The organism is Oricola sp. (genome assembly GCF_965230365.1).
GTDB lineage: Bacteria > Pseudomonadota > Alphaproteobacteria > Rhizobiales > Rhizobiaceae > Oricola.
Genome location: NZ_OZ246003.1, coordinates 724,166 through 747,114, shown reverse-complemented (window position 1 = coordinate 747,114; position 22,949 = coordinate 724,166). Strand labels below are relative to the sequence as shown.

Here is a 22,949-nt window from a genome sequence, read left to right as displayed (position 1 = left end):
AGTAAACTACACCGTGCAGTTTACATATTGGTTGCAGCTATGTAAACGCCTCGGTTTACTTAGAGCGCCCGTTCTGAGAGAAAAGCGCCTGACAATGAAAAACTGCAGAATCGATGTCAGTCTCGGAACAAAAACAAAAACAGATCGTGGAAGCTGCGATCGCCGAGTTCCAGGAGAAGGGGTATTCCGGCGCAAGCATGGACGGAATAGCCGCACGCGCACGCGTCTCCAAGCGAACCGTCTACAACCATTTCGACAGCAAAGACACGCTGTTTCGGGCCATCAATCAGCGATTGGCCGACCAGATCAACAGCGCCCCCGAATTTGCCTATGATCCCGAACAACCGGTTCGCGAGGCGCTTCGGTCGCTTGGCTGGTTCCAGGGGGATCTCCTGCTGAAACCGGAATTCATCAATCTCGCCCGGTTGATCACGTCGGAAACGATCCGCCATCCCGACCTGGCCAATGACCTGAACAAACGCATCGACAAGATGGGTGTGTACTGCAGTTTCATGCAGGCGGCGGCTGATGACGGCGTTCTGGCGGTGGACGATCCGAAGGTCGCGGCAACCCAGTTCCTTGGGCTGATCAAGTCGCGCGGCTATTATCCAGTGCTGTTTTCAGGCGTGCTCAACACCAGGGAAGAAATGACCGGTATCATCGAAGACGCGGTCGATATGATCCTGGCGCGATACGGCGCGACATAGCGTGTAACCATACGCGGCCCGTCTATTCCGCCGACACCGGTCGCGCGGCCGCTTCATGTCTGACCGCGGCGGCAGCGGCGCGCAGATAGATCCCATAGGCAGTCGCGCAGATCAGCGCGAACGCCGGAAAAATGACGCTTGTTGCAATGGCAGGGCTGGCAAACAGCGCCGCCAGCATGCCACCGACAAATCCGGCGCCCATCTGGAAAAAACCGGTCAAAGCCGAAGCGGAGCCGGCGATGCGCGGGAAACCGCGCAATCCGGCGATCGACATGTGCGGCAGCACCAGCGCGATCCCGAATGTGTTGATGCACAACGGCACGACATAGGCAGCCGTCGATGGCCCGAACACCAGTCCCCAAACGGCGATCAGCGCGGAGCCGGCTGACAGCGCGATCAATCCCGGAAACACGAGTTGGGCCGGCCCGAAGCGGCGGCTGAGAAGACGGAACGCGATCGACCCGGCGAGGAAACTGGTTGGCGGGAGGGTGATGAAAAGCCCGAACTCGGCCGGTGACAGGCCCACCGTGTCGATCAGCACGAAAGGCATGATCGTGGCCGAAGACTGAATCGTGCCGATGGATGCGCCCATGACGATCGCCGCCGACAGAAACTCGCGGTTGGCAAGCAGGCGCAGATAATTGCGGCCGATTTCCGCGCCGCGGATATTGGCGCGGTCCGGCACTGTCGTCTCGCGCAGCATCAGATAAGCCATGGCAAAAACAGCCGCGCCGAACACGACCATCAGCGCGAAGATGGCGTGCCACCCGGACACGGCGACGACCATGCCGCCGATAACCGGCGACAGCATCGGCGCGATGGCGATAATCATCGCAATGACATTCATGATCCGCGCCCCGGCATCGCCGGGAAACAGGTCGCGAACAACGGCACGTGCGGTCGTCACGCCGATCGAGGCGCCGATGCCTTGGGCGAGACGCGCGGCGATCAGGACTTCGACGGTCGGCGCGAGCAGGGCCGCGATGCTGGAGACAATGTAGATGCCGACAAAGACCAGCGTCGTGGTGCGTCGTCCAAAGGCGTCCGCCAGCGGGCCGGCAATGAGTTGGGCGAAGGCAAGCCCGCCGAAGAATGCCGTCATCGTCGCTTTGATGCCGGCTGTCGTGGTGCCGAAATCCGCCACCATCTCCGGCATGGCCGGCGAGTAGAGAGCGATCGAAGCCGGGCCGAGCGAGACAAGGGCGGCCGAAATCAGCGCCACGCGGCGCTCGCTCATCGCGGATTTGCTCATTCGGGCGTGTCCTTGCCGTCCTGACGGCGTTTGAGGGCAACCAGATTGTCATGCACGAGGTTCAGCGATGCATGCAGCACCTTGCGGTCCTGTTCCGACAATCCGGCCAGGATTTCCTCGCGCAACACGTCCGACTCATGCCGAATGACCGCGATCAGCCCTTCGGCGTCGACTGTGGTAAGGACACGCTTTGCGCGCCGGTCATCCGGGTCGGGACGCCGCTCGACCAAGCCACGCCGCTCCAGTTTGTCGATGTATTCGCAGGCGGTCATCGGCTCGACATTCATGTGCCGGGCGATACTGCTCTGCCGTTCACCCTCGAACGCGGCGATGAAAACAAGCGCGCGCGCTTCACCGGGCGTGATGTCGCGTGCCGCCGCGCCCAACCGATGCTCATGCAGATCGCGGCCCATCCGGGCGATATCCGCGATCAGCATGCCGAATATCTTCGGCGTCTTGTCATGGGTCAAATTCATAAGGCCACCTTATAATCATGGTCACTTACAAAAGCCAATCCCGATATCTCGCCCGGCGGGTCCATCATCGGGCCGGCATTTCGCACCTTGGCAAGGTGCCCCGCACGACTTAGCTGAGAGATAATCATCCGACTGGAAGGACCGACCATGCACTCTCCCTCTTCGCCCCTGACCGAATGGACCGGCCCGCACGGATTGCCGGATTATGAAGCCATCGGCGACGCGGATTTCGAGGCGGTCATCAAGGCGTCCTTCGACGCGCATCTGGCCGAGATCGACGGGATCGCCGCCAATCCGGACGCGCCGACCTTCGAGAACACCATCGAAGCGCTGGAGAAGGCCGGCGAGGCGCTGTCGCGGGTGTCGGCGATCTTCTTCAATCTCGCCGGATCGCACTCCAACGACACGATCCGCGCGGTCGAACGCACCGTCTCGCCGCTTTACGCGCGCCATCGCACCGCAGTCAGCAGCAACAGGAAACTGTTCGCGCGGATCGACGGGCTCTGGCAAAAGCGCGACGAACTCGGCCTGACAGTCGAGCAGATGCGGGTGCTGGAGCGCAGCTGGAAGGGCTTCGTCAGATCGGGCGCGGCGCTGGAAGGCGACGCGCAAAAGCGGTTCGGGGAAATCAGCGAACGGCTCGCGACGCTCGGCACGCAGTTCAGCCAGAACGTGCTGAAGGATGAAAGCGACTGGCTGCTGCTGCTCGACGGCGCGGACGATCTCGCCGGCCTGCCCGCATGGCTGGTCGACGCGCTGGCCTCCGTCGCCGAAGAGCGCGGCCATCCGGGGCGACATGCGGTCAGCCTGTCGCGTTCGATTGCCGATCCGTTCCTGACCTTCTCCTCGCGGCGCGACCTGCGCGAGAAGGTCTACACGGCCTGGCAGGCGCGTGGGCAAAATGGCGGCGACAGCGACAACACCGCGGTCATCGCCGAGACGCTGAAACTGCGCCAGGAAAAGGCGACGTTGCTCGGCTACAACTCGTTTTCCGACTACGCGCTCGACGACACGATGGCCAAGACGGCGGAGAATGTCGGCGCATTGCTCGACACGGTCTGGGAAAAGGCGCTGGTGCGCGCCGAACAGGAGACCGCCGACATCGCCGCGCTGATCGCCGCCGAAGGCCACAATCATCCGCCCGCCAAGTGGGACTGGCGCTACTATGCCGAGAAGATCCGCAAGCAGCGCTTCGATTTCTCCGACGAAGACATCAAGCCCTACATGCAACTCGATAAGATCATCGAAGCCGCTTTTGCGGTGGCCACACGCCTTTTCGGCCTGACCTTCACCGAAATCGAAGGCGTGGCGCTGCATCATCCCGACGCCCGTTTGTGGGCGGTCAAGGACGCAGACGGCACGCACCGGGCGCTGTTCGTCGGCGACTACTTCGCCCGCCCGTCCAAGCGCTCCGGCGCCTGGATGAGCGGCCTCCAGTCGCAAGCGCGGCTGACCGGCGAAACGCCGATCATTCTCAACACGATGAACTTCGCCAAGCCGCCGGAAGGCAAGCCGGCCTTCCTGTCGTTTGACGACGCGCGCACCCTGTTTCACGAGTTTGGCCACGCGCTGCACGGCATGCTGTCCGACGTGACCTACCCTTCGGTGTCCGGCACCAGCGTCAGCCGCGATTTCGTCGAACTGCCCTCGCAACTCTACGAACACTGGCTGACCGTGCCCGAAGTGCTCAACACCTACGCCGTTCACGCCGAAACCGGCGAGCCGATGCCGCAGGCGCTGATCGACAAGGTGCTGGCGGCCCAGACCTTCAACGCCGGCTTCGATACGGTCGAATACACCGCATCGGCGCTGGTCGACATGGCCTACCACGCCAGCGGGCAGGTGCCCGCAGAGCCGCTCGCCCACGAGGCCGAGGTGCTTGCCGACATCCGCATTCCCGACGCCATCGGCATGCGTCACCGCTCGCCGCATTTCCAGCACATCTTTTCCGGCGAAGGCTACGCGTCGGGCTACTATTCCTACATGTGGTCGGAGGTGATGGACGCCGACGCCTTCGCCGCCTTCGAGGAGACGGGCGATCCGTTCAATCCGGAGATCGCCGCGAAACTGAGGACGCATGTGCTCGCGTCCGGCGGCACGGTCGACCCGGAAGACGCCTACACCGCGTTTCGAGGCCGGCTGCCGACGCCCGACGCGATGCTGAAGGGACGCGGGCTGGTGTAGCTCGCGAGGAAACAGGACAGGAGAACGTTCAAATGCAATGGTCGTTTCCGATCGCCCGGATCGCCGGCAGCGAGATCCGCATCCACCTGACCTTCTTCCTGCTTCTCCTGTGGATCGGCATCGCCCAGTTCCAGCAGGGCGGCGGTGCGGCGGCGACCGAGGGCGTGCTGTTCATCATCGCCGTGTTCGCCTGCGTGGTGCTGCACGAACTGGGCCATGCGGTCGCCGCGCGTCGTTATGGCATCCGTACGCCAACCATCACATTGTTGCCGATCGGCGGCGTCGCGCAGCTCGAGCGCATGCCGGAAAAACCGGCGGAGGAGATCGTCGTGGCGCTCGCGGGCCCCCTGGTCAATGTGGTCATCGCCGCCGTGCTGATCCTGTTTCTCGGCGCAACCGTCGACGTTGCGACGCTCGCCGAGATCGAGGATCCCGCCGCCGGCTTTCTCGCCCGCGTTGCGGTAGTCAATGTGGTGCTGGTCGTCTTCAACATGATCCCGGCCTTCCCGATGGATGGCGGCCGCGTGCTGCGCGCGCTTTTGGCGACGCGCTTCTCGCGGGTGCGCGCCACCGAGATCGCCGCCACCATCGGCCAGATCACCTCCTTCCTGTTCGGCTTCCTCGGTCTGATGAGCGGCAATGTGCTGCTGATCTTCGTGGCGATCTTCGTCTACATGGCGGCGACCGCGGAATCGCAGGCGACCGGCCTGCAGGACGTGACCCGCCGGGTGCCCGTGCGCGACGCGATGATCACCCATTTCGACGCGCTCGGCCCGACATCGACGCTCGATGACGCCGCCGAGGCCCTGCTGAGGACGACTCAGCACGAGTTTCCGGTTGTCGATGGCGGCGGCCATCTGCGCGGCGTACTGACCCGTTCCGCCCTGGTCTCCGCATTGCAGGAGGGCAGCCGGTCCGCGCCGGTGCTCGATGCGATGACCAAGGATATCCCGTTGGTCCGCGACACGCAGATGCTGGATGCCGCCTTCACGCGACTGCAAAGCGGCGCGCCGGCGGTCGGCGTCGCCGATCGCGAGGGACGGTTCCTCGGCTATGTAACCGTTGAGAACATCAGCGAGTTGATGATGGTGCGCGATGCAGAACGCGCAACCCGCGCGGCCTGACGCGTTTCGGCCTTTCGCTGGCGGCGGAAAACCGCTAAGAGCGCCGCAAATAGCCTGCGGCGCTTCGAGCGCCCCAATTTCCGAGCATAACATGACCCTTCGCAACATCGCGATCATCGCGCATGTCGACCATGGCAAAACCACGCTGGTCGACGAACTTTTGAAACAGTCCGGCGTCTACCGGGACAATGAGCGCGTACAGGAACGCGCCATGGATTCCGGCGACATCGAAAAGGAGCGCGGCATCACCATCCTCGCCAAGGCGACCTCGGTGGAGTGGAAGGGCACGCGCATCAACATTGTCGACACGCCCGGCCACGCCGATTTCGGCGGCGAGGTGGAGCGCATCCTGTCGATGGTCGATGGCGCCATCGTGCTGGTCGACGCCGCCGAAGGCCCGATGCCGCAGACCAAATTCGTCGTCGGCAAGGCGCTGAAGGTCGGGCTTCGGCCGATCGTGGCGGTCAACAAGATCGACCGCGCCGACGCGCGCGCCGACGAGGTGATCAACGAGGTGTTCGACCTGTTCGCCGCGCTCGACGCCACCGACGAGCAGCTCGATTTCCCGATCCTCTACGGGTCCGGCCGCGACGGCTGGATGGCCGCCGACACCGAGAAACCGGCCGACGCCTCGCTGACGCCGCTGTTCGATCTCGTCATCGACCACGTGCCCGAGCCGCCGGTTGCCGAAGGCCCGTTCCGGATGATCGGCACCATCCTGGAGGCCAACCCGTTCCTCGGCCGTATCATCACCGGCCGCGTGCATTCCGGTTCGGTCAAGCCGAACCAGGCGGTCAAGGTGCTGTCAGGCGACGGATCGCAGGTCGAGACCGGCCGCATCTCCAAGATCCTCGCCTTCCGCGGGCTGGAGCGTCAGCCGATCGACGAGGCCCAGGCGGGCGACATCGTGGCGATTGCCGGCCTCTCGAAGGGTTCGGTCGCCGACACATTCTGCGATCCGGCTGTCAGCGAGCCGCTGCAGGCCCAGCCCATCGACCCGCCAACCGTGACGATGAGCTTCATTGTCAATGATTCGCCGCTCGCCGGCACCGAGGGCGACAAGGTCACAAGCCGCGTCATCCGCGACCGGCTCCTCAAGGAAGCCGAGGGCAATGTCGCGCTGCGCGTCGCCGAAGCGTCGGAAAAGGACTCATTCCACGTTTCGGGCCGTGGCGAGCTGCAGCTTGCCGTGCTGATCGAGACGATGCGCCGCGAGGGTTTTGAACTCGCCGTGTCGCGCCCGCGCGTTGTCATGGAACAGGACGAGGCCGGCCAGATGCTGGAACCGGTCGAGGAAGTCGTCATCGACGTCGACGAGGAACATTCCGGCGTCGTCGTCCAGAAGATGGCCGAGCGCAAGGCGGAGATGCTGGAACTGAAGCCGTCGGGCGGCGACCGGGTGCGCCTGGTCTTCCATGCGCCGACGCGCGGCCTGATCGGCTATCAGTCGGAGCTTCTGACCGACACCAAGGGCACGGCGATCATGAACCGCCTGTTCCACGCCTATCAGCCTTACAAGGGCGCCATCGGCGGACGCATCAATGGCGTTTTGATCTCCAACGACCAGGGCGAGGCCGTCGGCTATGCGCTGTTCAACCTGGAAGACCGCGGCCCGATGGTCATCGATCCGGGCGAGAAGGTCTATCAGGGCATGATCATCGGCATCCACTCGCGCGACAACGACCTTGAGGTCAACGTCTTGAAGGGCAAGAAGCTGACCAACGTCCGCGCCGCCGGCAAGGACGAGGCCGTCAAGCTGACGCCGCCGATCAAGATGACGCTGGAACGCGCGCTTTCCTGGATCCAGGACGACGAACTGGTCGAGGTGACGCCGAAATCGATCCGGCTCAGAAAGCTCTATCTCGATCCGCATGAGCGCAAGCGCTTCGAGAAATCGCAGGCGGCGGGATAATGGCGGCGCGCGAAATAGACCTGCAGAGCTGGCCGCGCGCCGAGACCTACAGGCTGTTTCGCAGCTATGGAAAGCCGCATTACGCGATCACTTCGCGAATCGACGTCACGCGCCTCGTCACGGAATTGAAACCGGCCGGCGCTTCGCCCTACCGCGCCTGTCTTTATGCTATCGGCGCCGGCGTGCATGCGGTGCCGGAACTGTTGACGCGGTTTCGCAGCGAAACCGTCGTTCAGCACGACGCTGTCGAACTTTCGATGACCGTGCCGCGCGACGATGGCACGTTCGCGTATGCCTATGTGCCGTTTGAGCCCGACTGGCCGTCCTTCGACCGCAATTCGCTGACGCTGATGGAGGCGGCGGCGGCAGCCGGCGGCCTCGAGCCCAACACCGGCTTTCGAGACGATCTCGCCTATCTGTCCTGCCTGCCCTGGCTCGATTTCACCGCGGCGAGCAACGCGCTGCCCGGCCCGGACGACTGCATTCCGCGTATTTCATGGGGCCGTTTCGTTGACGACGGCAGCGGCCGGCACTCGATGGCGGTCGCCGTGGAAGTGCATCACGCGCTGGTCGACGGCATCCATCTCGGCCAGTTTTTTGCCGCGATGCAGGCGGCGCTGGACGGCATTCCGGCAAGCTGACGGGTTACGTTTGATGAACCGGATCCACCCTTCTGGTGGAAAAAACAGTCGGCCGAAAAAAATTTATAGAGCAATAACAATTGCTTGCGCCGCGCTCGCCACGAGTTTTATCCACCGCACCCGAACCTCCCCTATGATCACTCCCGCCTGCTCACGGAAGTCTGTCGTGCACACCGGCTGATGGGGAGTGGGACGGTGCCTGCTGGGTGATACAGAGGTGTATCGCTGGGTGATGAACCCCCACGGCAGGGCGGCATGAAGCGGCGCGCGCAGTCTTGTTTTCCCGGACAAAGTTCCGGGCCGCCGACCGAAGCTGCAAGACCACCGAGCGGGCGGTCCGAGGATCGCTATACCTTTTAGACGTTGCGATGCTTTGACCGCCCGTCTTCCGCTCGCGATGCCCCGGCTGGCGCAGCCAGACCGGGATAGCGTGTCGCGAACAGGAAAAAGTCTTTGAATGATCCGGTCTCGGAAACGGGGCGCGGCGGCAGTGACGCGCGCCGTGGTCGCTCGCCGTTGTCGCTCGCCGCGTGTTCGATCAGCTTTCCTGCTCGGCAGGCTCGTCCAGCGAATGGCGCATGATCAGCGGCATCTGCGCCATGGTGAACAGCACGGCCAGCGGAGCATTGCCCCAGACCTTGAAAGCGACCCAGAAATCGGTCGAGAAATTGCGCCAGACGATCTCGTTGACCACGGCCATGACGAGAAAATAGACGCCCCAGCGAAGCGTCAACTTGTTCCAGCCCTCCTCGTCGATGTTGAAGGCGCTGTCGAGCACATAGCGCAGCAGCGACTTGCGGAACCCGAACAGGGCAACAAGCAGGATGCCGCCGAACATGGTGTTGATGATCGTCGGTTTCAGCTTGATGAACAACTCGTCCTGCAGCCACAGCGTCAGCGCGCCGAAAGTGATCACGACGACGCCGGAAACGAGCGGCATGATCGGCAGGGTGCGCGTCAGCATCCAGGAAACGGCCAGCGACAGGACCGTCGCCGCCATGAACAGGGCGGTGGCGATGAAAATCGGGCCGCCGAAGGCGGCGAGCGCCGGGAATTGCTCGGCCAGCCAGGAGCCACGTGAATTGCCGAAGAAAAAGACCAGCAGCGGCCCCAATTCGAGCGCCAGCTTCAGCGCTGGATTGATTTTCTGGCGCTTCGGATCGGCGGGATCGCGTTCGAAGATCGGGTTCGACATGTCAGTTTTCTTATTGTTGGCGTTATCGCATGAACTAGGCAATCGGCGCGGTCATTACCAGTGCCGCCCTAACGTTTCATGACATCGCGTGACCGGGTTCAACCCGTTCCCGCGATCGCACCGGCGAAATCGCTGGCACGGAAGGGTTCCAGATCATCGACGCCTTCGCCGACCCCGATGAAGCAGACCGGCAGCTTGTACTTGGCAGAGATCGCGACGAGGATACCGCCGCGCGCCGTGCCGTCGAGCTTGGTCATGACCAGGCCGTTGACGCCTGCGACATTGCGGAAAATCTCGACCTGGTTGAGCGCATTCTGCCCGGTGGTTGCGTCCAGTGTCTGCAACACGGTATGCGGCGCATCGGGATCGTGCTTCTGCAGCACCCGGACGATCTTGGCCAGTTCGTCCATAAGTTCGGCCTTGTTCTGCAGCCGGCCCGCCGTGTCGATGATCACCACGTCGGAGCCTTTGTCCCGCGCCGTCTGAAATGCGTCGTAGGCCAGCCCGGCGGCATCAGCGCCAAGTTTCGTCCCGACGAAGGTGGAGCCGGTGCGGTCGGCCCAGATCTTCAATTGCTCGATCGCTGCGGCGCGGAACGTGTCGCCGGCGCCGAGTGTCACGCTGAGGCCCGCGGCGCGCAGTTTGGCCGCAAGCTTGCCGATGGTCGTGGTCTTGCCGGTGCCGTTGACGCCAACGACCAGGATGACGTGGGGTTTGAAGGACAGATCGAGTTCCAGCGGCTTGGCGACCGGATCGAGCACCTTGGTGATCTCGCTTGCCATGATGGCGCGCACCTCTTCGCCGGAGACGTCCTTGCCGTAGCGGCCGGACGCCAGCGTGTCGGTAATCCGCATCGCAGTCTCGACGCCGAGATCGGCCTGGATCAGCACGTCCTCGAGATCCTGCAGCGTGTCGTCGTCGAGCTTTCGCTTGGTGAAAACACCGGCGATGTTGTCGGAGAGCTGACGCGACGAGCGCGAAAGGCCGGCGGCAAGCCGGGTGACCCAGCTTTTCTGGACCGTCGGCGGCGTGGTTTCGGTCGCTGCGGCCGCCGGCGCCGGCTCATCGCCGATCAGCACGGTACCACGTGGCGCTTCATCGGACATCGCTGCGGCGCCGGACCCGGAAGTGAATTCCGCCGGATAACTACCCGGCGGAATCTCGGTTGGAATGGAAGGCGGGATCTCGGCGGGCCCCGGCGGCATTTCGACCGGCGGCGCGGGAGTCGGATCTATCCGCGGCGGCTCTTCAACGGGCACCGCCGGCGGGATGTCCGGTGTTTCGGCGGGGCGCGGCGCCCCGGGAAAGTCTGGAACTTCCTCCGGTTGCTCTGCCGGGCCGGGTTCTTCCGGCTGCGGCGTTTCCTCCGGAGTGCCGGGCGCCGGCGTCTCTTCGGGCGTTTCCGGCGGTTCCGGCGCCGGCGCGGGCACCTCGGGATCGCCGGCAACCGGCGTTGTGACGGCGGCGTCGGTTGCCTCGACCGGCGTTTCCGAAGCGTCGCCGGCCGCCGGTGTTTCTTCGACGGTCTTGTTGCCGAAGGAGAAGATCCGCTTGACGAATCCGAGTGGCATTGGCCGGTCCTTTCTATTCCGCGGCTTGTGCGAGCGCCGGCGTGCCACGCAGCATTTCGCCGTCATGGCCGGTGATGACAGCCGGGACGAGCGAGCCGGGCGCGGTCTCGACACCGTCGAGCGCCACTACCGAGAAATCGGCGATCCGCCCGATATTCTCGCGCTCGACAAGCACGTCCTGACGGGTGCCCGAAAGCTGCTCCATGTGCCGCAGCCAGGCCTCGTTTGCCTTGGCGCGCAACCGCCGGGCGCGGTCCTTGACCACATCACGCGGCAGTTGCGGCATTCGGGCAGCCGGCGTGCCATCGCGCGGCGAAAATGGAAATGCGTGGACATGCGCCAGACCGCATTCATCGACAATCGAAAGCGAATTGGCGAAGTGTTCCTCGCTCTCCGTCGGAAATCCGGCGATGATGTCGGCGCCGAAGGCTGCGTCCGGACGCAGCCGCCGAACGTCTTCGCAAAAGCGAATGGAATCCTCGCGCGCATGCCGCCGCTTCATCCGTTTCAGGATCAGATTGTCGCCATGCTGCAGCGACAGGTGGAAATGCGGCATCAGCCGCGCTTCGGTGGCAATCGCCTCCATCAGCGCATCGTCGGCTTCGATGGAATCGATCGACGACAGCCGCAGCCGGTCAAGCTCCGGCACCTGCCGCAGGATCGACAGCACCAGCTTGCCGAGCGACGGCTGTCCCGGCAGGTCCGGACCGTAGCTGGTCAGGTCCACGCCGGTCAGCACGACCTCGCGGTAGCCGTTCTCGACGAGACGTTTGACCTGCTCGACCACGGCGCCCATCGGCACCGAACGCGAGTTTCCACGGCCATAGGGGATGATGCAGAATGTACAGCGATGGTCGCAGCCATTCTGCACCTGAACGAAGGCGCGGGCCCTGCCCTCGATGGCATCGACCATGTGGGCCGCCGTCTCGCGAACCTCGAAGATGTCGTTGACCCGGACCTTCTCGAACTGGTTGACGCCGAATTCCGGCAGCGCCCGGTAGCTCTGCGCCTTCAGCTTGTCGTCATTGCCGATGACAAGATCGACCTCGTCCATTTCACCAAAGGAGGCTGGTTCGGTCTGCGCGGCGCAGCCGGTGACGATGATGCGTGCATCCGGGTTTTCGCGCCGCGCCCGGCGGATCGCCTGACGCGCCTGGCGCACCGCCTCGCCGGTGACCGCGCAAGTGTTGAACACGATGGCGCCGCCATCGAGTTCGCCAAGGCCGGCAGCCTCTGCCTCGCCGCGCATCACCTCCGATTCATAGGTGTTCAGGCGGCAGCCGAACGTCACGATGTCGATGCCCATTACCCGGCCTTCAACGATGGGTTCTCGTCGCGCCGCCACTCGCCTGTCGCGGGATCGAGACGACCGGAGAACTCCCATTCCGCCGGGCCGGTCATGATGATGTGATCGTCGGCCCGCCACTCGACATGCAAGTCGCCGCCCGGCAGCGTGACTGTCGCGGCGCGGTCGGCTTTCCCCATACGTGCCGCGCAGACCAGCGCGGCACATGCCGCCGAACCGCAGGCCTCGGTCAAACCGGCGCCACGTTCCCATGTCCTGACGATGATCCGGTCGGCTGCCTTGACCTCGGCAATCGAGATATTGGCCCGCTCCGGAAAGATCGGATGATTTTCCAAGAGCGGCCCGAAACGCTCCAGATCATAAGACCAGACGTCGCTGTCGACCCAGAAGACGGCATGCGGATTGCCGATGCTGGCCACCGACGGCGTGTGCAGGACCGGCGCGTCGATCGGGCCGATTTGCAGTTCGATGCCGGTCGTGTCGTGGAACTCTTCGGCAAGCGGAATCTCATGCCAGCCGAAACGCGGCTGGCCCATGTCGACCGAGATCGTGCCGTCGGCATGTTCCTGGGCGGTCAGCACGCCGGCACGGGTCTGAAACGTAAACGTACCGCGCCCGGTTTCCGCCGACAATGCCTGCACCACGCAGCGCGTGCCGTTGCCGCAGGCCTGCGCCGACGACCCGTCGCTGTTGAGGATGTCGATGTAGTTGTCGGTCCCGTCGATACGCGGATCGTGGATCGCCATGATCTGGTCGAAACGGGTATCCGCGTGGCTGTCCAGCGCGCGCGCAGCCTCGGGCGCAACTGCATCGCCGCGGCCGCGCATGTCAGCCACGATGATCCGGTTTCCAAGCCCGTTCATCTTCGCAAATGCTACGTCGAGCGCCATTCGGTTCCGTTGTCCTTTCGACCGCCTATATAGATGATCGATGCGCCAAGTGCCAGACGGACACGGCGGCGCGTAAGTCTGGGGAAGCGCCAATGAACCATATCGCGAGAATATTGAAGTCCTACTTTTCGCTGCCCGTTTGGGTGATCATCTGGATAGGCCTTTTCCTGGTCCCGGCCAATTTCTCCGGATACTGGTTCATGGACACGGCGAGCGGCTGGTGGATCGCCGTGCTGGGCGCGACCGGCATCATCGTCAACCTGCCGATCGTCTGGCTGAATGGCGGCCTGTCGAAAGTGCTTTGCATCCCGCATATCCTGTTCTGGACGCCGCTGGTCGTCATTCTCGGCTACCGGCTGCTGGCGGTGCCGATGAATGCCACGGAGTTCACGCTGGCTCTGGCGGTCTTCGCGGTCAACGGCATGTCGCTTGCCTTCGACTATTACGATTTCTTTGAGTGGCGGCGCGGCAATCGCGCAGTGGCCGGCTATCCCGACGACCCGGTGCGCTTCTGACTGCGGACAGGCGCTGTCAGGAGCCTGCGCAAATCGGGTTGCGCAACGGCACCGCCCGGCGCTAACACCGGTGGCCCATGCACAGGACCATCGACAACCGCACCGCGCGCCGCTCATTCCTCGCATTGCAGGGCCTCGCCGATCCGCCGCGCGTCAGGCAGACGCCCGACGACCTGCTGGCGTTGATCCGCCGGCTGGGCTTCGTGCAGGTCGACAGCATCAACACGGTCGGCCGCGCCCATCACATGATCCTGTTTTCGCGCAACGCCACCTACCGGCCGAAGCATCTCAAACGGCTGATCGAAAAAGACGGCGCGCTGTTCGAGAACTGGACGCATGACGCGTCGATCATCCCGGCCGAATTCTTCTGCTACTGGAAGCACCGGTTCGAGCGCCATCGCGCCAGGCTGTCGGCACGCTGGGAAACCTCGCGCGGCCCGTCGTGGCTTGGCGAGTGCGATCGTGTCGTCGAACGGATCGCTGAAACGGGCCCGTTGATGACGCGCGATTTCGAGGGCGACAAGCCGTCGACGGGCTGGTGGGACTGGCACCCGTCCAAGACCGCGCTGGAGTATCTGTGGCGAACCGGGCGGCTCGCCATCTGTAGGCGCGACGGCTTCCAGAAGGTCTACGACCTGACCGAACGCACACTGCCGGCATGCCACCGCGATCCCTCGGTCGACCATGAAGGCTTCGTCGACTGGGCATGCCGAAGCGCGCTTCAGCGCCTGGGTTTTGCGACGCGCGGCGAGATCGCGGCGTTCTGGGACTTGCTGTCGCCAGCCGAGGTCGCCGAATGGATCCTCGGTCACGAGGACGAACTGGAACAGGTGCTGATCGCAGGCGCCGACAGGTCGAAACCGCGGCTGTCATACCGCCTGACGGATCATCCGGCCGAACTGGAAGAACCGCCGGAGCCACCCGGCCGCATCCGCGTCTTGAGCCCGTTCGATCCCGTGCTGCGCGACCGTGCGCGTGCCGAACGCCTTTTCGGTTTCCGCTACCGGATCGAGGTGTTCGTGCCGGAGGAAAGGCGCGAATACGGCTACTATGTTTTCCCGCTCCTGCGCGGCGACCGGCTGATCGGCCGCATCGACATGAAGGCCGAACGCAATCGCGGCGCACTGGCGGTTCGCCGGTTCTGGCCGGAAAAAGGCGTGAGGCGGTCGGCGGCGCTCTATGACGGGTTGGATGGCGAGTTGCAGCGCGTGGCGCGGTTTGCCGGGGTCGAGACTGTCGACTATGCCGACGGCTGGAAAGCCTGACCTCCCGCACCATCGACCCGACCGCGCTGCGGTGTGAGCGGCCAGGCGCTCAGTCTTCAGCCGGCATTGCCCTGACCCGGTTGTTGCGGGCATTGTGCTCCAGCTCCACCAGGCCAAGCAGCTCCAGAACCGGCGGCACATAGTTGCCGAAGCGGCCGCGATAGCCCTTGCGCAGACCGTAATAGCCGCCGACCGGATTGCCGGCGTCGCGCGCCCAGGCCTCCACCGTACCCTCCTTGACCGACTTGCCTTCGTCTGCGGTGCCAAGCGGCATCCAGTCGCCGGACGCCACCAGGACGGCATGCAGATCTTCAATGCAACGCAGCCGGTAGGATAATCTGGTCTTGCCGACCTGCACGACAAGGGCCGGCGGATCGGTCGCTTCGTCGCGCCAGGCCTGATACTCCGAGGTCTGCGGCGGTGTCTTGAGGATCCACGGGTCGTCGGCTGCGCCGGTGCCATAGGTGACGAGGGTCATCGAGCGCCCGCCTCCGCGGCCTGCTTCAGACCGGTGGCGAACTTCCGGAACGTCGGCGACAGATCGGGGATCATCCGAAACATCAACCCCGCCAAAGGCCCGGTATAGTCCTCGCGCATGTGAAACACGCTTCCCTCGCCGCTGGCAGTCACCTTGAACCTGCGCGTGCCCTTGAACAACCCGAAGGGCAAGCCGCTTTCCCAGACCATGCCAGCATCGCGGTCGACGGTGCGCACGGCAATATCGAATGTCCGCTTGGGATCGGCCTCCGAGCGCAACCGGATCGTCATGCCCGGCGCGATCTTGCCGTCGATTTCCAGGATCGAGAAGTTTCCGTCCGAAAGCCGGGCCGCGTCGGTCAACACGGGCCAGATCCGCTCCGGCGGCGCGTCGATCTGTTGCGTGATCTCGTAGTGGGGCATGGCGGCTCCTTTGGTTGTCCGGCCTCACGCTTAACCGGCTTTACATGACATCTATTGTCATGTTCGAATTCGGAATGCGCGCCGCACGCCTGTTGCAAATGCTGCTCCTGCTGCAGAACCGGGGCCGGATGACCAGCGTCCAGCTCGCCGAGGAACTGGAGGTTTCGCGGCGCACCATCCTGCGCGATGTCGATGCCTTGACCGAAGCCGGCCTGCCGGTGATCGTCTTCCAGGGCAACCAGGGCGGCATCGAACTCGGCTTCAACTACCGCACCCGGCTGACCGGCCTGGCCGCCGACGAGGCGGAGGCGCTCGGTGTCATCCTTGGCCGCACGGTCGGCGAACTCGATGCGCTCGGCATGCGCGCGGCGGGCAATCGCGCCATCGCCAAGCTGATCGAATCCTTTCCCGACACCGCGCGCGACCATGTCACCCGCGCCCGGTTCCGCTTCGACGATCCGCCCACATCCGAGCCCGATCCGCGGCTGCCGGCGCTGACGCTTGCCGTGCGTGAGAGCCGGGTGGTCACGGTCCGCGCCCATACCGCCAACGAGCGCCGCATTCATCCGCTCGCTTTGGTGTGCGGACCGGCAGACTGGCATGTCGAGGATGCGCTTCTGCCGGACCAACCGGTGGCGCTTTCCGAATGCGGCAACATCAACATCTCGGCGCGCCGATTTGCACCGCAGCCGGCGCCATGAACCGCAAGGGAACACGGTTCGCGCGAGAATCGGACCATATGGGCTGGAAATCGCGGAAAAACGCCATATAGAGACCAACACATCTATCATTCCAGCCTTTTCGGGAGCGCCCGTCTTGGACGCCATATTCTCGCTTGTATCCAACAACCTGCTTTCGCCGCCGGTGCTGTTCTTCGTGCTCGGCTTCGTCGGCACGCTGGCGGGCTCGCAGCTGACCCTTCCCGAGGCGGTCGCCAAGATGCTGTCGATCTATTTGATGCTGGCGATCGGCTTCAAGGGCGGCGTCGCGCTGGCCGCCGAAGGCCCAAGCACGGCGCTTTTGCTGGCGCTCCTGTCGGGCGTCGTGCTCTCGGCGCTGATCCCGCTTGTCGCCTTCGGCATCCTGAACGTGGTCTCCAACTTGCCGCGCGTCGACGCCGCTGCGGTGGCCGCCCATTACGGCTCGATCTCGATCGTCACCTTCGTCGCCTCGACTCAGGCGCTGACCTTTGCCGGCCTGCCGCAGGAGGGCTTCATGGTCGCTGTCGCCGCGGCAATGGAAACGCCGGCGATCCTGGTGGCGCTGTGGCTTGCCAACAAGGCGCGCCCGGCCCGGCCCGACGCCGCGCATGGCGGCAACGGGCTGCTGCACGAGGTGATGCTGAACTCCTCCGTGGTGGTGCTGATGGGCGCTTTCGTGATCGGCGCGGTGACCGGCGAAAGCGGCATGGAGGCGATCTCCGGCTTCATCGTCACGCCGTTTACCGGCGTCTTGTGCCTGTTCCTGCTCGACATGGGCGCGGTCGCCGGGCGCGGCATGAAACAGGGCCGCGACGTGCTGAACGCCCGGCTGATCGGCTTCGGCCTGGCGATGCCGTTCATCGGCGCGGCGATCGCAATGCCGTTTGCCTGGGCGTCGGGACTGTCGGCGGGCGGCGCGGCGTTGCTTTTGACGCTGGCCGCCAGCGCCTCATATATCGCAGTGCCGGCGGCGATGCGCCTGGCGCTGCCGGAGGCGCGACCGTCGGTCTATCTGACGCTGTCGCTCGGCGTCACGTTTCCACTAAACCTGTCCATCGGCATTCCGGCCTACGCAATGCTCGGACGGTGGATCGCGGGAGGATAAGGCGATGCAGACACATACGCGCAAGCAGCTGACGGTCATCTGCGAGGCGCCTGTGGCCAGCCGTGTTACCCGGCTTCTCGATGCGGTGCCGGTGTCGGGCTACACAGTGCTGCCGGCGCTGTCGGGTTCTGGCAGCGAGGGCGAGTGGAGCCGCGAGGGGCTGGTCGGCGATTTCGGCCGCATGGTGGTGATCGTCTCGGTGATGTCGGCCGAACAGGCCGACAAGGCTTTGGAGCTGATCCACGAGACGATCGAGCCGCAAATGGGCATCGTCACGATGAGCGACGTGGAAGTGCTCAGGGCCGAGCGGTTCTAGGAGCGGTTCGACGCCCAGCCTTGACTCGGCTTCGCTTTTCCGCCATAGCCGCGCCCGACTAGCGACGAGTTGAAGCTCGAGCCACCGACCGGGACCCGAAAAGGTATAAACAGATCCCGGAGGTCAACACCCGACAGCGCGATGCGCCCTCGGGTGCTTTTCGGCTTTGGTCTTCCGGTTTGCCGCAACGATGCCTACCTTTCGGCAAAGCCCGAAAGCGGAGAGAAACATGTTTGAATCGCTTCAGGACCGTCTCGGTTCGATCCTGGGTACCCTGACCGGACGCGGCGCGCTGTCGGAGAAAGACGTCTCGGCTGCGCTGCGCGAAGTGCGCCGCGCGCTGATCGAGGCCGACGTGGCGCTCGAAGTCGTGCGCGGGTTCACCGAACGTGTGCGCGAGAAGGCGGTCGGCGCCGAGGTCCTGAAAAGCGTCAAGCCCGGCCAGATGGTCGTCAAGATCGTCCATGACGAACTGGTCGAAATGCTGGGTTCGCAAGGCGAGGTCATCGATCTCAACGCGCCGGCGCCCGTCGTCATCATGATGGCCGGCCTGCAGGGCTCGGGCAAGACGACCACCACCGGCAAGATCGCCAAACGCCTGACCGAGAAGCAGGGCAAGAAGGTCATGATGGCGTCGCTCGACACGCGCCGCCCGGCCGCCCAGGAGCAGCTGCGCCAGCTCGGCGAGCAGACCGGCATCGCCACGCTGCCGATCGTCGAGGGCCAGTCGCCCGTCGACATCGCCAACCGCGCCGTGCAGGCGGCAAAGCTCGGCGGCCATGACGTGGTGATCCTCGACACCGCCGGCCGGACCCATATCGACGAGCCGCTGATGGTCGAGATGGCCGACATCAAGAAGGTGGCCAATCCGCACGAGACGCTGCTGGTCGCCGACTCGCTGACCGGTCAGGACGCCGTCAACCTGGCGACAAGCTTCGACGCGCGGATATCGATCACCGGCCTCGTGCTCACCCGCATGGACGGCGACGGGCGCGGCGGCGCGGCCCTGTCGATGCGCGCGGTCACCGGCAAGCCGATCAAGCTGATCGGCACCGGCGAGAAGATGGATGCGCTCGAGGAGTTCCATCCCAAGCGCATCGCCGACCGCATCCTCGGCATGGGCGACATTGTCAGCCTGGTCGAGAAGGCCGCCGAAACCATCGACGCGGAAAAGGCCGCGGCGATGGCGAAGAAGATGCAGGACGGCAAGTTCGACCTGAACGATCTCGCCGACCAGCTTCGCCAGATGCAGAAAATGGGCGGTATGGGCGGCATCATGGGTCTGATGCCGGGCATGGGCAAGATGAAGGACCAGATGGCCGCCGCCGGTCTCGACGACTCGATCTTCAAGCGCCAGCTCGCCATCATCTCGTCGATGACGCCGAAGGAGCGGTCACAGCCCGAACTCCTGAAACATTCGCGCAAGAAGCGCATCGCCGCTGGCTCCGGCACCAACGCCGCCGAGATCAACAAGCTTTTGAAGATGCACCGCCAGATGTCCGACATGATGAAATCCATGAAGGGCAAGAAGGGCGGCGGCATGATGGGCAAGATGATGGGCGGCCTTGCCGGCAAGATGGGCCTGCCCGGCGGGATGCCGGGTGGCATGGGCGGTATGCCCGACCTGTCGTCGATGGATCCGAAGCAGCTCGAGGCGTTGCAGAAACAGGCCGAGGCCGCCGGTCTCGGCGGGGGCGGAGGCCTGCCCGGCGGCGCGCCGAAACTGCCGGGCCTGGGCGGCCCGGGACTGCCGGGGTTGGGCGGCGGCGGACTACCCGGCCTGCCGAAGAAGAAGTGAGGACATCAATGGCAACCGAAGACACCGCGCAGAAGGCACAGGACCTGCTCAAGGATCTCCGTCGCTCGATCGACAATTTCGACGCGATCCTGATCCATACACTGGCCGAGCGGTTTCGCTGTACCAAGGCGGTCGGCGAAATGAAGGCCGAGCATGATCTGCCGCCGGCCGATCCGGAGCGTGAGAAGCGCCAGGTCGCGCGGCTGCGTCAGTTGGCGCGAGACGCCGATCTCGATCCGGATTTCGCCGAGAAGTTTCTCGCCTTCGTCATCCGCGAGGTGATCCGCCACCACGAGGCGATCGCCGCCGGTGAACAAGTCAACGAGTGGCGATGAAACACGCGGCAGACATACCGGTAATCGAAACCGAGCGTCTGCGGCTGCGTGGCTTTGCCATGCGCGATTACGAAGCCGTGGCCGCCTACAAGGCCGATCCGGACGTGATGCGCTACACCGGCGGGCCGGAAGACCGCTACCGGGCATGGAAGTCGTTTACCGCGATGGCAGGCACGTGGAACGTACTCGGTTTCGGCTATTTCTGCATCGCCGACAAGCAAACCGACGCCTGCCTCGGCCACAGTGCGCTGCTGCAGCCGCCGGAGTGGCCGGACCGCGAGGTCGGCTACACGCTGGCGCGCGGCGCACACGGCAAGGGCTACGCCGTCGAGGCGGCTTCGGCGGTGCTGCGCTTTGCCTACGAGCACATGGGCTGGACGACCGCGGTCAGCGTTATCGACCCGCAAAACCGCGCCTCTCAGAATGTCGCCCGCAAGATGGGGGCGTTGCTGGAACGCGAAAACGAACCGGTCTGGGACTTTCGCGCCGATATCTGGCGTCACCAGCCGCCGGAACGTTTTCTCGCATCGTAACTGCAAACACAAAGAACCAAGCGAACCAAGAAGGACAAGAAAATGGCACTGAAAATCCGTCTCGCCCGTGCGGGCTCCAAGAAACGGCCCTATTACCACATCGTCATCGCCGACGTGCGCAGCCCGCGCGACGGCCGCTTCATCGAGCAGGTCGGTTCATGGAACCCGATGCTGCCGAAGGACGGCGAACGCATCACGCTGAAGGAAGAGCGCATCAAGCATTGGCTCGGTGTCGGCGCGCAGCCGACCGACCGCGTCGCACGTTTCCTCGATGCCGCCGGCTTCCTGAAGCGCGAAGCGCGCAACAACCCGACCAAGGCGCTGCCGGGCAAGAAGGCGCAGGAGCGCATCGAAGAGCAGAAGATGAAGGAAGAGGAAGCCAAGGCCGCTGCCGAGGCTGCCGCCGCAGAAGCTGCCGAAGTCGAGGCCGCCGCTGCTGAGGCTCCGGCCGAAGAGGAAGCCGCCGCCGAGTAAGCCGGTCGCGCTTCCAGGGATCGACAGGCGGGCTCCCGGGCCCGCCTTTTTTTGTTGAAATCGTCACCAAGATTTCAGCCAAACTTCACGATGCGGAAAAACCCCAGCCATCAAGGCCGGGGTATCTCCCGACGGCGCATTCATGCGCTACTTCGGGAGACAAACATGAGCATTTCGACATCCTTGTCCCGCCGCGCCTTCATGGCTTCGGCGGGTGCAGCCGGTATCGTTGCCGGTTCCGGCCTCGCCCTTCCTTCCTATTCGCGCGCCAACCAGCGCCCGGTGTTTACCCACGGCGTCCAGTCCGGCGACGTCGACACCATGTCCGGTGTCGTGTGGACCCGCGCCGACCGCCCGTCGCAGGTCAGCTTCGAGGTTTCGACGACCGAGAGCTTCGCCGAAGCGCGCCAGCTCGGTTCGCTCGACGCGCTGCCGCAGAGCGACCACGCCGTCAAGCGCCTGATCGCCGACCTGCCGTCCGACCAGGACATCTTCTTCCGCATGACCGCCCGCGACCTGAGCGACATCAATGCCGTGTCCGAGCCGATCGTCGGCCGCTTCAAGACCGCGCCGATGTCGCGTCGTTCGGTCCGTTTCGCCTGGTCGGGCGACACCGCCGGCCAGGGCTGGGGCATCGACGATGAAGGCATGGCGACCTACGCCACCATGGCCCGCCACACGCCCGATTTCTTCATCCATTCCGGCGACACCATCTATGCCGACGGTCCGATGAAGGACGAGGTCGAGTTGAAGGACGGCTCCAAATGGGTCAACTCGGTGCTGATCGACGAGAAGCGCAAGGTCGCCGAGAGCCTTGGCGAGTTCCGCGCCCAATGGAAATACAACATGATGGACGAGCATGTGCGCGCCATGAACGGCATCTGCCCGACCTTCTTCCAGTGGGACGACCATGAGGTCGTCAACAACTGGTCCGACGCCAAGGACCTGATCAGCGACGACCGCTACACCGAGAAGTCGGTGCATGTGCTGCGCGCCCGCGCCGCCCGCGCCTTCCACGAGATGACGCCGATCCGCTACACTCCGGCCGAGCCGGGCCGCGTCTACCGCAAGATCTCCTACGGTCCGATGCTCGACGTCTTCTTCCTCGACCTGCGCTCCTATCGCGGCCCGAACGGCGCTTCGATGGAAGACGAGATGACGCCGGAAAGTCGCATCCTCGGCGCCGAGCAGGTTGCGTGGCTGAAGCGCGAACTGGCGTCGTCGCGCGCCACCTGGAAGGTGATCGCCTCCGACATGCCGATCGGCCTGATCGTCTGGGACAACTGGCGCGAGCAAGCCGGCGCTGAAGCGATCGCAAATGGCGACCACGGCCCGGCCAAGGGCCGCGAGCTGGAAATCGCCGACCTGCTGCGCTTCATCAAGACCGCCGGTGTCACCAATACGGTCTGGTTCACCGCCGATGTTCACTACACGGCGGCGCACTACTACGACCCGTCCAACGCGCAGTTCCAGGATTTCAACCCGTTCTGGGAGTTCGTCTCCGGACCGCTGCACGCCGGCACCTTCGGCCCGAACGCGCTCGACAAGACGTTTGGACCGGAAGTGAAGTTCGTCAAGGCGCCGGAAGAGGGCCAAGGCGTCAACCTGCCGCCGTCCATGGGCCTGCAATTCTTCGGCCTGGTCGACATCGACGGCGCGACGCAGCAGATGACGGTGCGCCTGATGGACCGCGCCGACAAGGAACTCTGGAAAACGACGCTCGATCCGGTCCGCAGCGCCTAGGCAGAG

The 22,949-nt window shown here is 64.4% G+C and carries 23 protein-coding genes; 15 read left to right on the top strand and 8 right to left on the bottom strand.

Going from position 1 to position 22,949, the window contains the following annotated elements:
* Nucleotides 1–113 precede the first annotated feature (113 nt).
* Nucleotides 114–707 (top strand): TetR/AcrR family transcriptional regulator, encoded by a 594-nt coding sequence (locus ACO06R_RS03590; protein ID WP_421856140.1) that lies wholly within the window; start codon nucleotides 114–116, stop codon nucleotides 705–707.
* A gap of 22 nt (nucleotides 708–729) precedes the next feature.
* On the opposite strand, the gene ACO06R_RS03585 is transcribed toward ACO06R_RS03590, so the two are convergent.
* Together ACO06R_RS03585 and ACO06R_RS03580 are read right to left on the bottom strand one after the other, a co-directional pair.
* Nucleotides 730–1,959, bottom strand: coding sequence for a multidrug effflux MFS transporter (locus ACO06R_RS03585; protein WP_421856137.1), 1,230 nt, complete (start codon nucleotides 1,957–1,959; stop codon nucleotides 730–732).
* Nucleotides 1,956–2,435 (bottom strand): MarR family winged helix-turn-helix transcriptional regulator, encoded by a 480-nt coding sequence (locus ACO06R_RS03580; RefSeq protein WP_421856134.1) that lies wholly within the window; start codon nucleotides 2,433–2,435, stop codon nucleotides 1,956–1,958. Before ACO06R_RS03580 ends, ACO06R_RS03585 begins: the two co-directional genes overlap by 4 nt.
* Nucleotides 2,436–2,582: 147 nt before the next feature.
* On the opposite strand from ACO06R_RS03580, the gene ACO06R_RS03575 reads away from it, so the two are divergent.
* The 4 genes from ACO06R_RS03575 (at nucleotide 2,583) to ACO06R_RS03560 (ending at nucleotide 8,296) form a co-directional block, all read left to right on the top strand.
* Nucleotides 2,583–4,619 carry a M3 family metallopeptidase gene (locus tag ACO06R_RS03575; protein ID WP_421856131.1) on the top strand — a complete coding sequence of 679 codons (2,037 nt, stop codon included), beginning with the start codon at nucleotides 2,583–2,585 and terminating at the stop codon, nucleotides 4,617–4,619.
* A gap of 32 nt (nucleotides 4,620–4,651) precedes the next feature.
* Entirely contained in the window at nucleotides 4,652–5,743 is a 1,092-nt protein-coding gene (locus ACO06R_RS03570) for a site-2 protease family protein (RefSeq protein WP_421856128.1), read from the top strand.
* A 91-nt stretch (nucleotides 5,744–5,834) separates the two neighbouring features.
* Complete coding sequence (gene typA / locus ACO06R_RS03565) at nucleotides 5,835–7,655, top strand: translational GTPase TypA (RefSeq protein WP_421856125.1); 1,821 nt, start codon at nucleotides 5,835–5,837, stop codon at nucleotides 7,653–7,655.
* A complete protein-coding gene (locus ACO06R_RS03560; protein ID WP_421856122.1) occupies nucleotides 7,655–8,296 on the top strand; it encodes a CatA-like O-acetyltransferase in 642 nt (213 codons plus the stop codon). The genes typA and ACO06R_RS03560 overlap by 1 nt, the downstream gene beginning before the upstream one ends.
* Nucleotides 8,297–8,834: 538 nt before the next feature.
* Here the strand turns inward: ACO06R_RS03560 and ACO06R_RS03555 are convergent.
* The 4 genes from ACO06R_RS03555 to dapF all read right to left on the bottom strand — a co-directional run bounded on the left by ACO06R_RS03555 (nucleotide 8,835) and on the right by dapF (nucleotide 13,258).
* Nucleotides 8,835–9,491, bottom strand: a complete 657-nt coding sequence (locus ACO06R_RS03555; RefSeq protein WP_421856119.1) for a septation protein A — start codon at nucleotides 9,489–9,491, stop codon at nucleotides 8,835–8,837.
* 98 nt (nucleotides 9,492–9,589) lie between these two features.
* The gene (ftsY, locus tag ACO06R_RS03550; RefSeq protein ID WP_421856116.1) at nucleotides 9,590–11,062 is read right to left on the bottom strand and encodes a signal recognition particle-docking protein FtsY; all 1,473 of its coding nucleotides are present in this window, start codon (nucleotides 11,060–11,062) and stop codon (nucleotides 9,590–9,592) included.
* A gap of 13 nt (nucleotides 11,063–11,075) precedes the next feature.
* The gene (gene mtaB, locus ACO06R_RS03545) at nucleotides 11,076–12,368 is read right to left on the bottom strand and encodes a tRNA (N(6)-L-threonylcarbamoyladenosine(37)-C(2))-methylthiotransferase MtaB (RefSeq protein ID WP_421856113.1); all 1,293 of its coding nucleotides are present in this window, start codon (nucleotides 12,366–12,368) and stop codon (nucleotides 11,076–11,078) included.
* The gene (dapF, locus tag ACO06R_RS03540; protein ID WP_421856110.1) at nucleotides 12,368–13,258 is read right to left on the bottom strand and encodes a diaminopimelate epimerase; all 891 of its coding nucleotides are present in this window, start codon (nucleotides 13,256–13,258) and stop codon (nucleotides 12,368–12,370) included. Before dapF ends, mtaB begins: the two co-directional genes overlap by 1 nt.
* 92 nt (nucleotides 13,259–13,350) lie before the next feature.
* On the opposite strand from dapF, the gene ACO06R_RS03535 reads away from it, so the two are divergent.
* Both ACO06R_RS03535 and ACO06R_RS03530 read left to right on the top strand, forming a co-directional pair.
* Nucleotides 13,351–13,773, top strand: a complete 423-nt coding sequence (locus ACO06R_RS03535; RefSeq protein WP_421856106.1) for a hypothetical protein — start codon at nucleotides 13,351–13,353, stop codon at nucleotides 13,771–13,773.
* A 77-nt stretch (nucleotides 13,774–13,850) separates the two neighbouring features.
* The gene (locus ACO06R_RS03530) at nucleotides 13,851–15,038 is read left to right on the top strand and encodes a winged helix-turn-helix domain-containing protein (RefSeq protein ID WP_421856102.1); all 1,188 of its coding nucleotides are present in this window, start codon (nucleotides 13,851–13,853) and stop codon (nucleotides 15,036–15,038) included.
* A 49-nt stretch (nucleotides 15,039–15,087) separates the two neighbouring features.
* On the opposite strand, the gene ACO06R_RS03525 is transcribed toward ACO06R_RS03530, so the two are convergent.
* Together ACO06R_RS03525 and ACO06R_RS03520 are read right to left on the bottom strand one after the other, a co-directional pair.
* The gene (locus ACO06R_RS03525; RefSeq protein WP_421856099.1) at nucleotides 15,088–15,516 is read right to left on the bottom strand and encodes a DUF6855 family protein; all 429 of its coding nucleotides are present in this window, start codon (nucleotides 15,514–15,516) and stop codon (nucleotides 15,088–15,090) included.
* Entirely contained in the window at nucleotides 15,513–15,938 is a 426-nt protein-coding gene (locus tag ACO06R_RS03520; protein ID WP_421856097.1) for an SRPBCC family protein, read from the bottom strand. The genes ACO06R_RS03525 and ACO06R_RS03520 overlap by 4 nt, the downstream gene beginning before the upstream one ends.
* Before the next feature lie 59 nt (nucleotides 15,939–15,997).
* Between ACO06R_RS03520 and ACO06R_RS03515 the strand changes: the two genes are divergently transcribed.
* The 8 genes from ACO06R_RS03515 to ACO06R_RS03480 all read left to right on the top strand — a co-directional run bounded on the left by ACO06R_RS03515 (nucleotide 15,998) and on the right by ACO06R_RS03480 (nucleotide 22,943).
* On the top strand, nucleotides 15,998–16,639 hold the full coding sequence (locus ACO06R_RS03515; RefSeq protein ID WP_421856094.1) for a helix-turn-helix transcriptional regulator: 642 nt from the start codon (nucleotides 15,998–16,000) through the stop codon (nucleotides 16,637–16,639).
* Between the two features lie 115 nt (nucleotides 16,640–16,754).
* Entirely contained in the window at nucleotides 16,755–17,744 is a 990-nt protein-coding gene (locus tag ACO06R_RS03510; protein ID WP_421856091.1) for a sodium-dependent bicarbonate transport family permease, read from the top strand.
* Nucleotides 17,745–17,748: 4 nt separating this feature from the next.
* On the top strand, nucleotides 17,749–18,060 hold the full coding sequence (locus ACO06R_RS03505; RefSeq protein ID WP_421856088.1) for a DUF190 domain-containing protein: 312 nt from the start codon (nucleotides 17,749–17,751) through the stop codon (nucleotides 18,058–18,060).
* Nucleotides 18,061–18,289: 229 nt separating this feature from the next.
* Entirely contained in the window at nucleotides 18,290–19,858 is a 1,569-nt protein-coding gene (gene ffh / locus ACO06R_RS03500) for a signal recognition particle protein (protein ID WP_421856085.1), read from the top strand.
* A gap of 8 nt (nucleotides 19,859–19,866) precedes the next feature.
* Nucleotides 19,867–20,193 carry a chorismate mutase gene (locus ACO06R_RS03495; protein WP_421856082.1) on the top strand — a complete coding sequence of 109 codons (327 nt, stop codon included), beginning with the start codon at nucleotides 19,867–19,869 and terminating at the stop codon, nucleotides 20,191–20,193.
* Nucleotides 20,190–20,726 (top strand): GNAT family N-acetyltransferase, encoded by a 537-nt coding sequence (locus tag ACO06R_RS03490; RefSeq protein WP_421856079.1) that lies wholly within the window; start codon nucleotides 20,190–20,192, stop codon nucleotides 20,724–20,726. Before ACO06R_RS03495 ends, ACO06R_RS03490 begins: the two co-directional genes overlap by 4 nt.
* Before the next feature lie 42 nt (nucleotides 20,727–20,768).
* A complete protein-coding gene (rpsP, locus tag ACO06R_RS03485; RefSeq protein ID WP_421856076.1) occupies nucleotides 20,769–21,200 on the top strand; it encodes a 30S ribosomal protein S16 in 432 nt (143 codons plus the stop codon).
* A gap of 165 nt (nucleotides 21,201–21,365) precedes the next feature.
* The gene (locus tag ACO06R_RS03480; protein WP_421856073.1) at nucleotides 21,366–22,943 is read left to right on the top strand and encodes an alkaline phosphatase D family protein; all 1,578 of its coding nucleotides are present in this window, start codon (nucleotides 21,366–21,368) and stop codon (nucleotides 22,941–22,943) included.
* The last annotated feature ends 6 nt before the right edge of the window (nucleotides 22,944–22,949 follow it).

Bases quoted from the DNA above. Each gene is read 5' to 3' on its own strand.
- ACO06R_RS03590 (WP_421856140.1), top strand. From the start codon at position 114: ATGTCAGTCTCGGAACAAAAACAAAAACAGATCGTGGAAGCTGCGATC.
- ACO06R_RS03585 (WP_421856137.1), bottom strand. From the start codon at position 1,959: ATGAGCAAATCCGCGATGAGCGAGCGCCGCGTGGCGCTGATTTCGGCC.
- ACO06R_RS03580 (WP_421856134.1), bottom strand. From the start codon at position 2,435: ATGAATTTGACCCATGACAAGACGCCGAAGATATTCGGCATGCTGATC.
- ACO06R_RS03575 (WP_421856131.1), top strand. From the start codon at position 2,583: ATGCACTCTCCCTCTTCGCCCCTGACCGAATGGACCGGCCCGCACGGA.
- ACO06R_RS03570 (WP_421856128.1), top strand. From the start codon at position 4,652: ATGCAATGGTCGTTTCCGATCGCCCGGATCGCCGGCAGCGAGATCCGC.
- typA (WP_421856125.1), top strand. From the start codon at position 5,835: ATGACCCTTCGCAACATCGCGATCATCGCGCATGTCGACCATGGCAAA.
- ACO06R_RS03560 (WP_421856122.1), top strand. From the start codon at position 7,655: ATGGCGGCGCGCGAAATAGACCTGCAGAGCTGGCCGCGCGCCGAGACC.
- ACO06R_RS03555 (WP_421856119.1), bottom strand. From the start codon at position 9,491: ATGTCGAACCCGATCTTCGAACGCGATCCCGCCGATCCGAAGCGCCAG.
- ftsY (WP_421856116.1), bottom strand. From the start codon at position 11,062: ATGCCACTCGGATTCGTCAAGCGGATCTTCTCCTTCGGCAACAAGACC.
- mtaB (WP_421856113.1), bottom strand. From the start codon at position 12,368: ATGGGCATCGACATCGTGACGTTCGGCTGCCGCCTGAACACCTATGAA.
- dapF (WP_421856110.1), bottom strand. From the start codon at position 13,258: ATGGCGCTCGACGTAGCATTTGCGAAGATGAACGGGCTTGGAAACCGG.
- ACO06R_RS03535 (WP_421856106.1), top strand. From the start codon at position 13,351: ATGAACCATATCGCGAGAATATTGAAGTCCTACTTTTCGCTGCCCGTT.
- ACO06R_RS03530 (WP_421856102.1), top strand. From the start codon at position 13,851: ATGCACAGGACCATCGACAACCGCACCGCGCGCCGCTCATTCCTCGCA.
- ACO06R_RS03525 (WP_421856099.1), bottom strand. From the start codon at position 15,516: ATGACCCTCGTCACCTATGGCACCGGCGCAGCCGACGACCCGTGGATC.
- ACO06R_RS03520 (WP_421856097.1), bottom strand. From the start codon at position 15,938: ATGCCCCACTACGAGATCACGCAACAGATCGACGCGCCGCCGGAGCGG.
- ACO06R_RS03515 (WP_421856094.1), top strand. From the start codon at position 15,998: ATGTTCGAATTCGGAATGCGCGCCGCACGCCTGTTGCAAATGCTGCTC.
- ACO06R_RS03505 (WP_421856088.1), top strand. From the start codon at position 17,749: ATGCAGACACATACGCGCAAGCAGCTGACGGTCATCTGCGAGGCGCCT.
- ffh (WP_421856085.1), top strand. From the start codon at position 18,290: ATGTTTGAATCGCTTCAGGACCGTCTCGGTTCGATCCTGGGTACCCTG.
- ACO06R_RS03495 (WP_421856082.1), top strand. From the start codon at position 19,867: ATGGCAACCGAAGACACCGCGCAGAAGGCACAGGACCTGCTCAAGGAT.
- ACO06R_RS03490 (WP_421856079.1), top strand. From the start codon at position 20,190: ATGAAACACGCGGCAGACATACCGGTAATCGAAACCGAGCGTCTGCGG.
- rpsP (WP_421856076.1), top strand. From the start codon at position 20,769: ATGGCACTGAAAATCCGTCTCGCCCGTGCGGGCTCCAAGAAACGGCCC.
- ACO06R_RS03480 (WP_421856073.1), top strand. From the start codon at position 21,366: ATGAGCATTTCGACATCCTTGTCCCGCCGCGCCTTCATGGCTTCGGCG.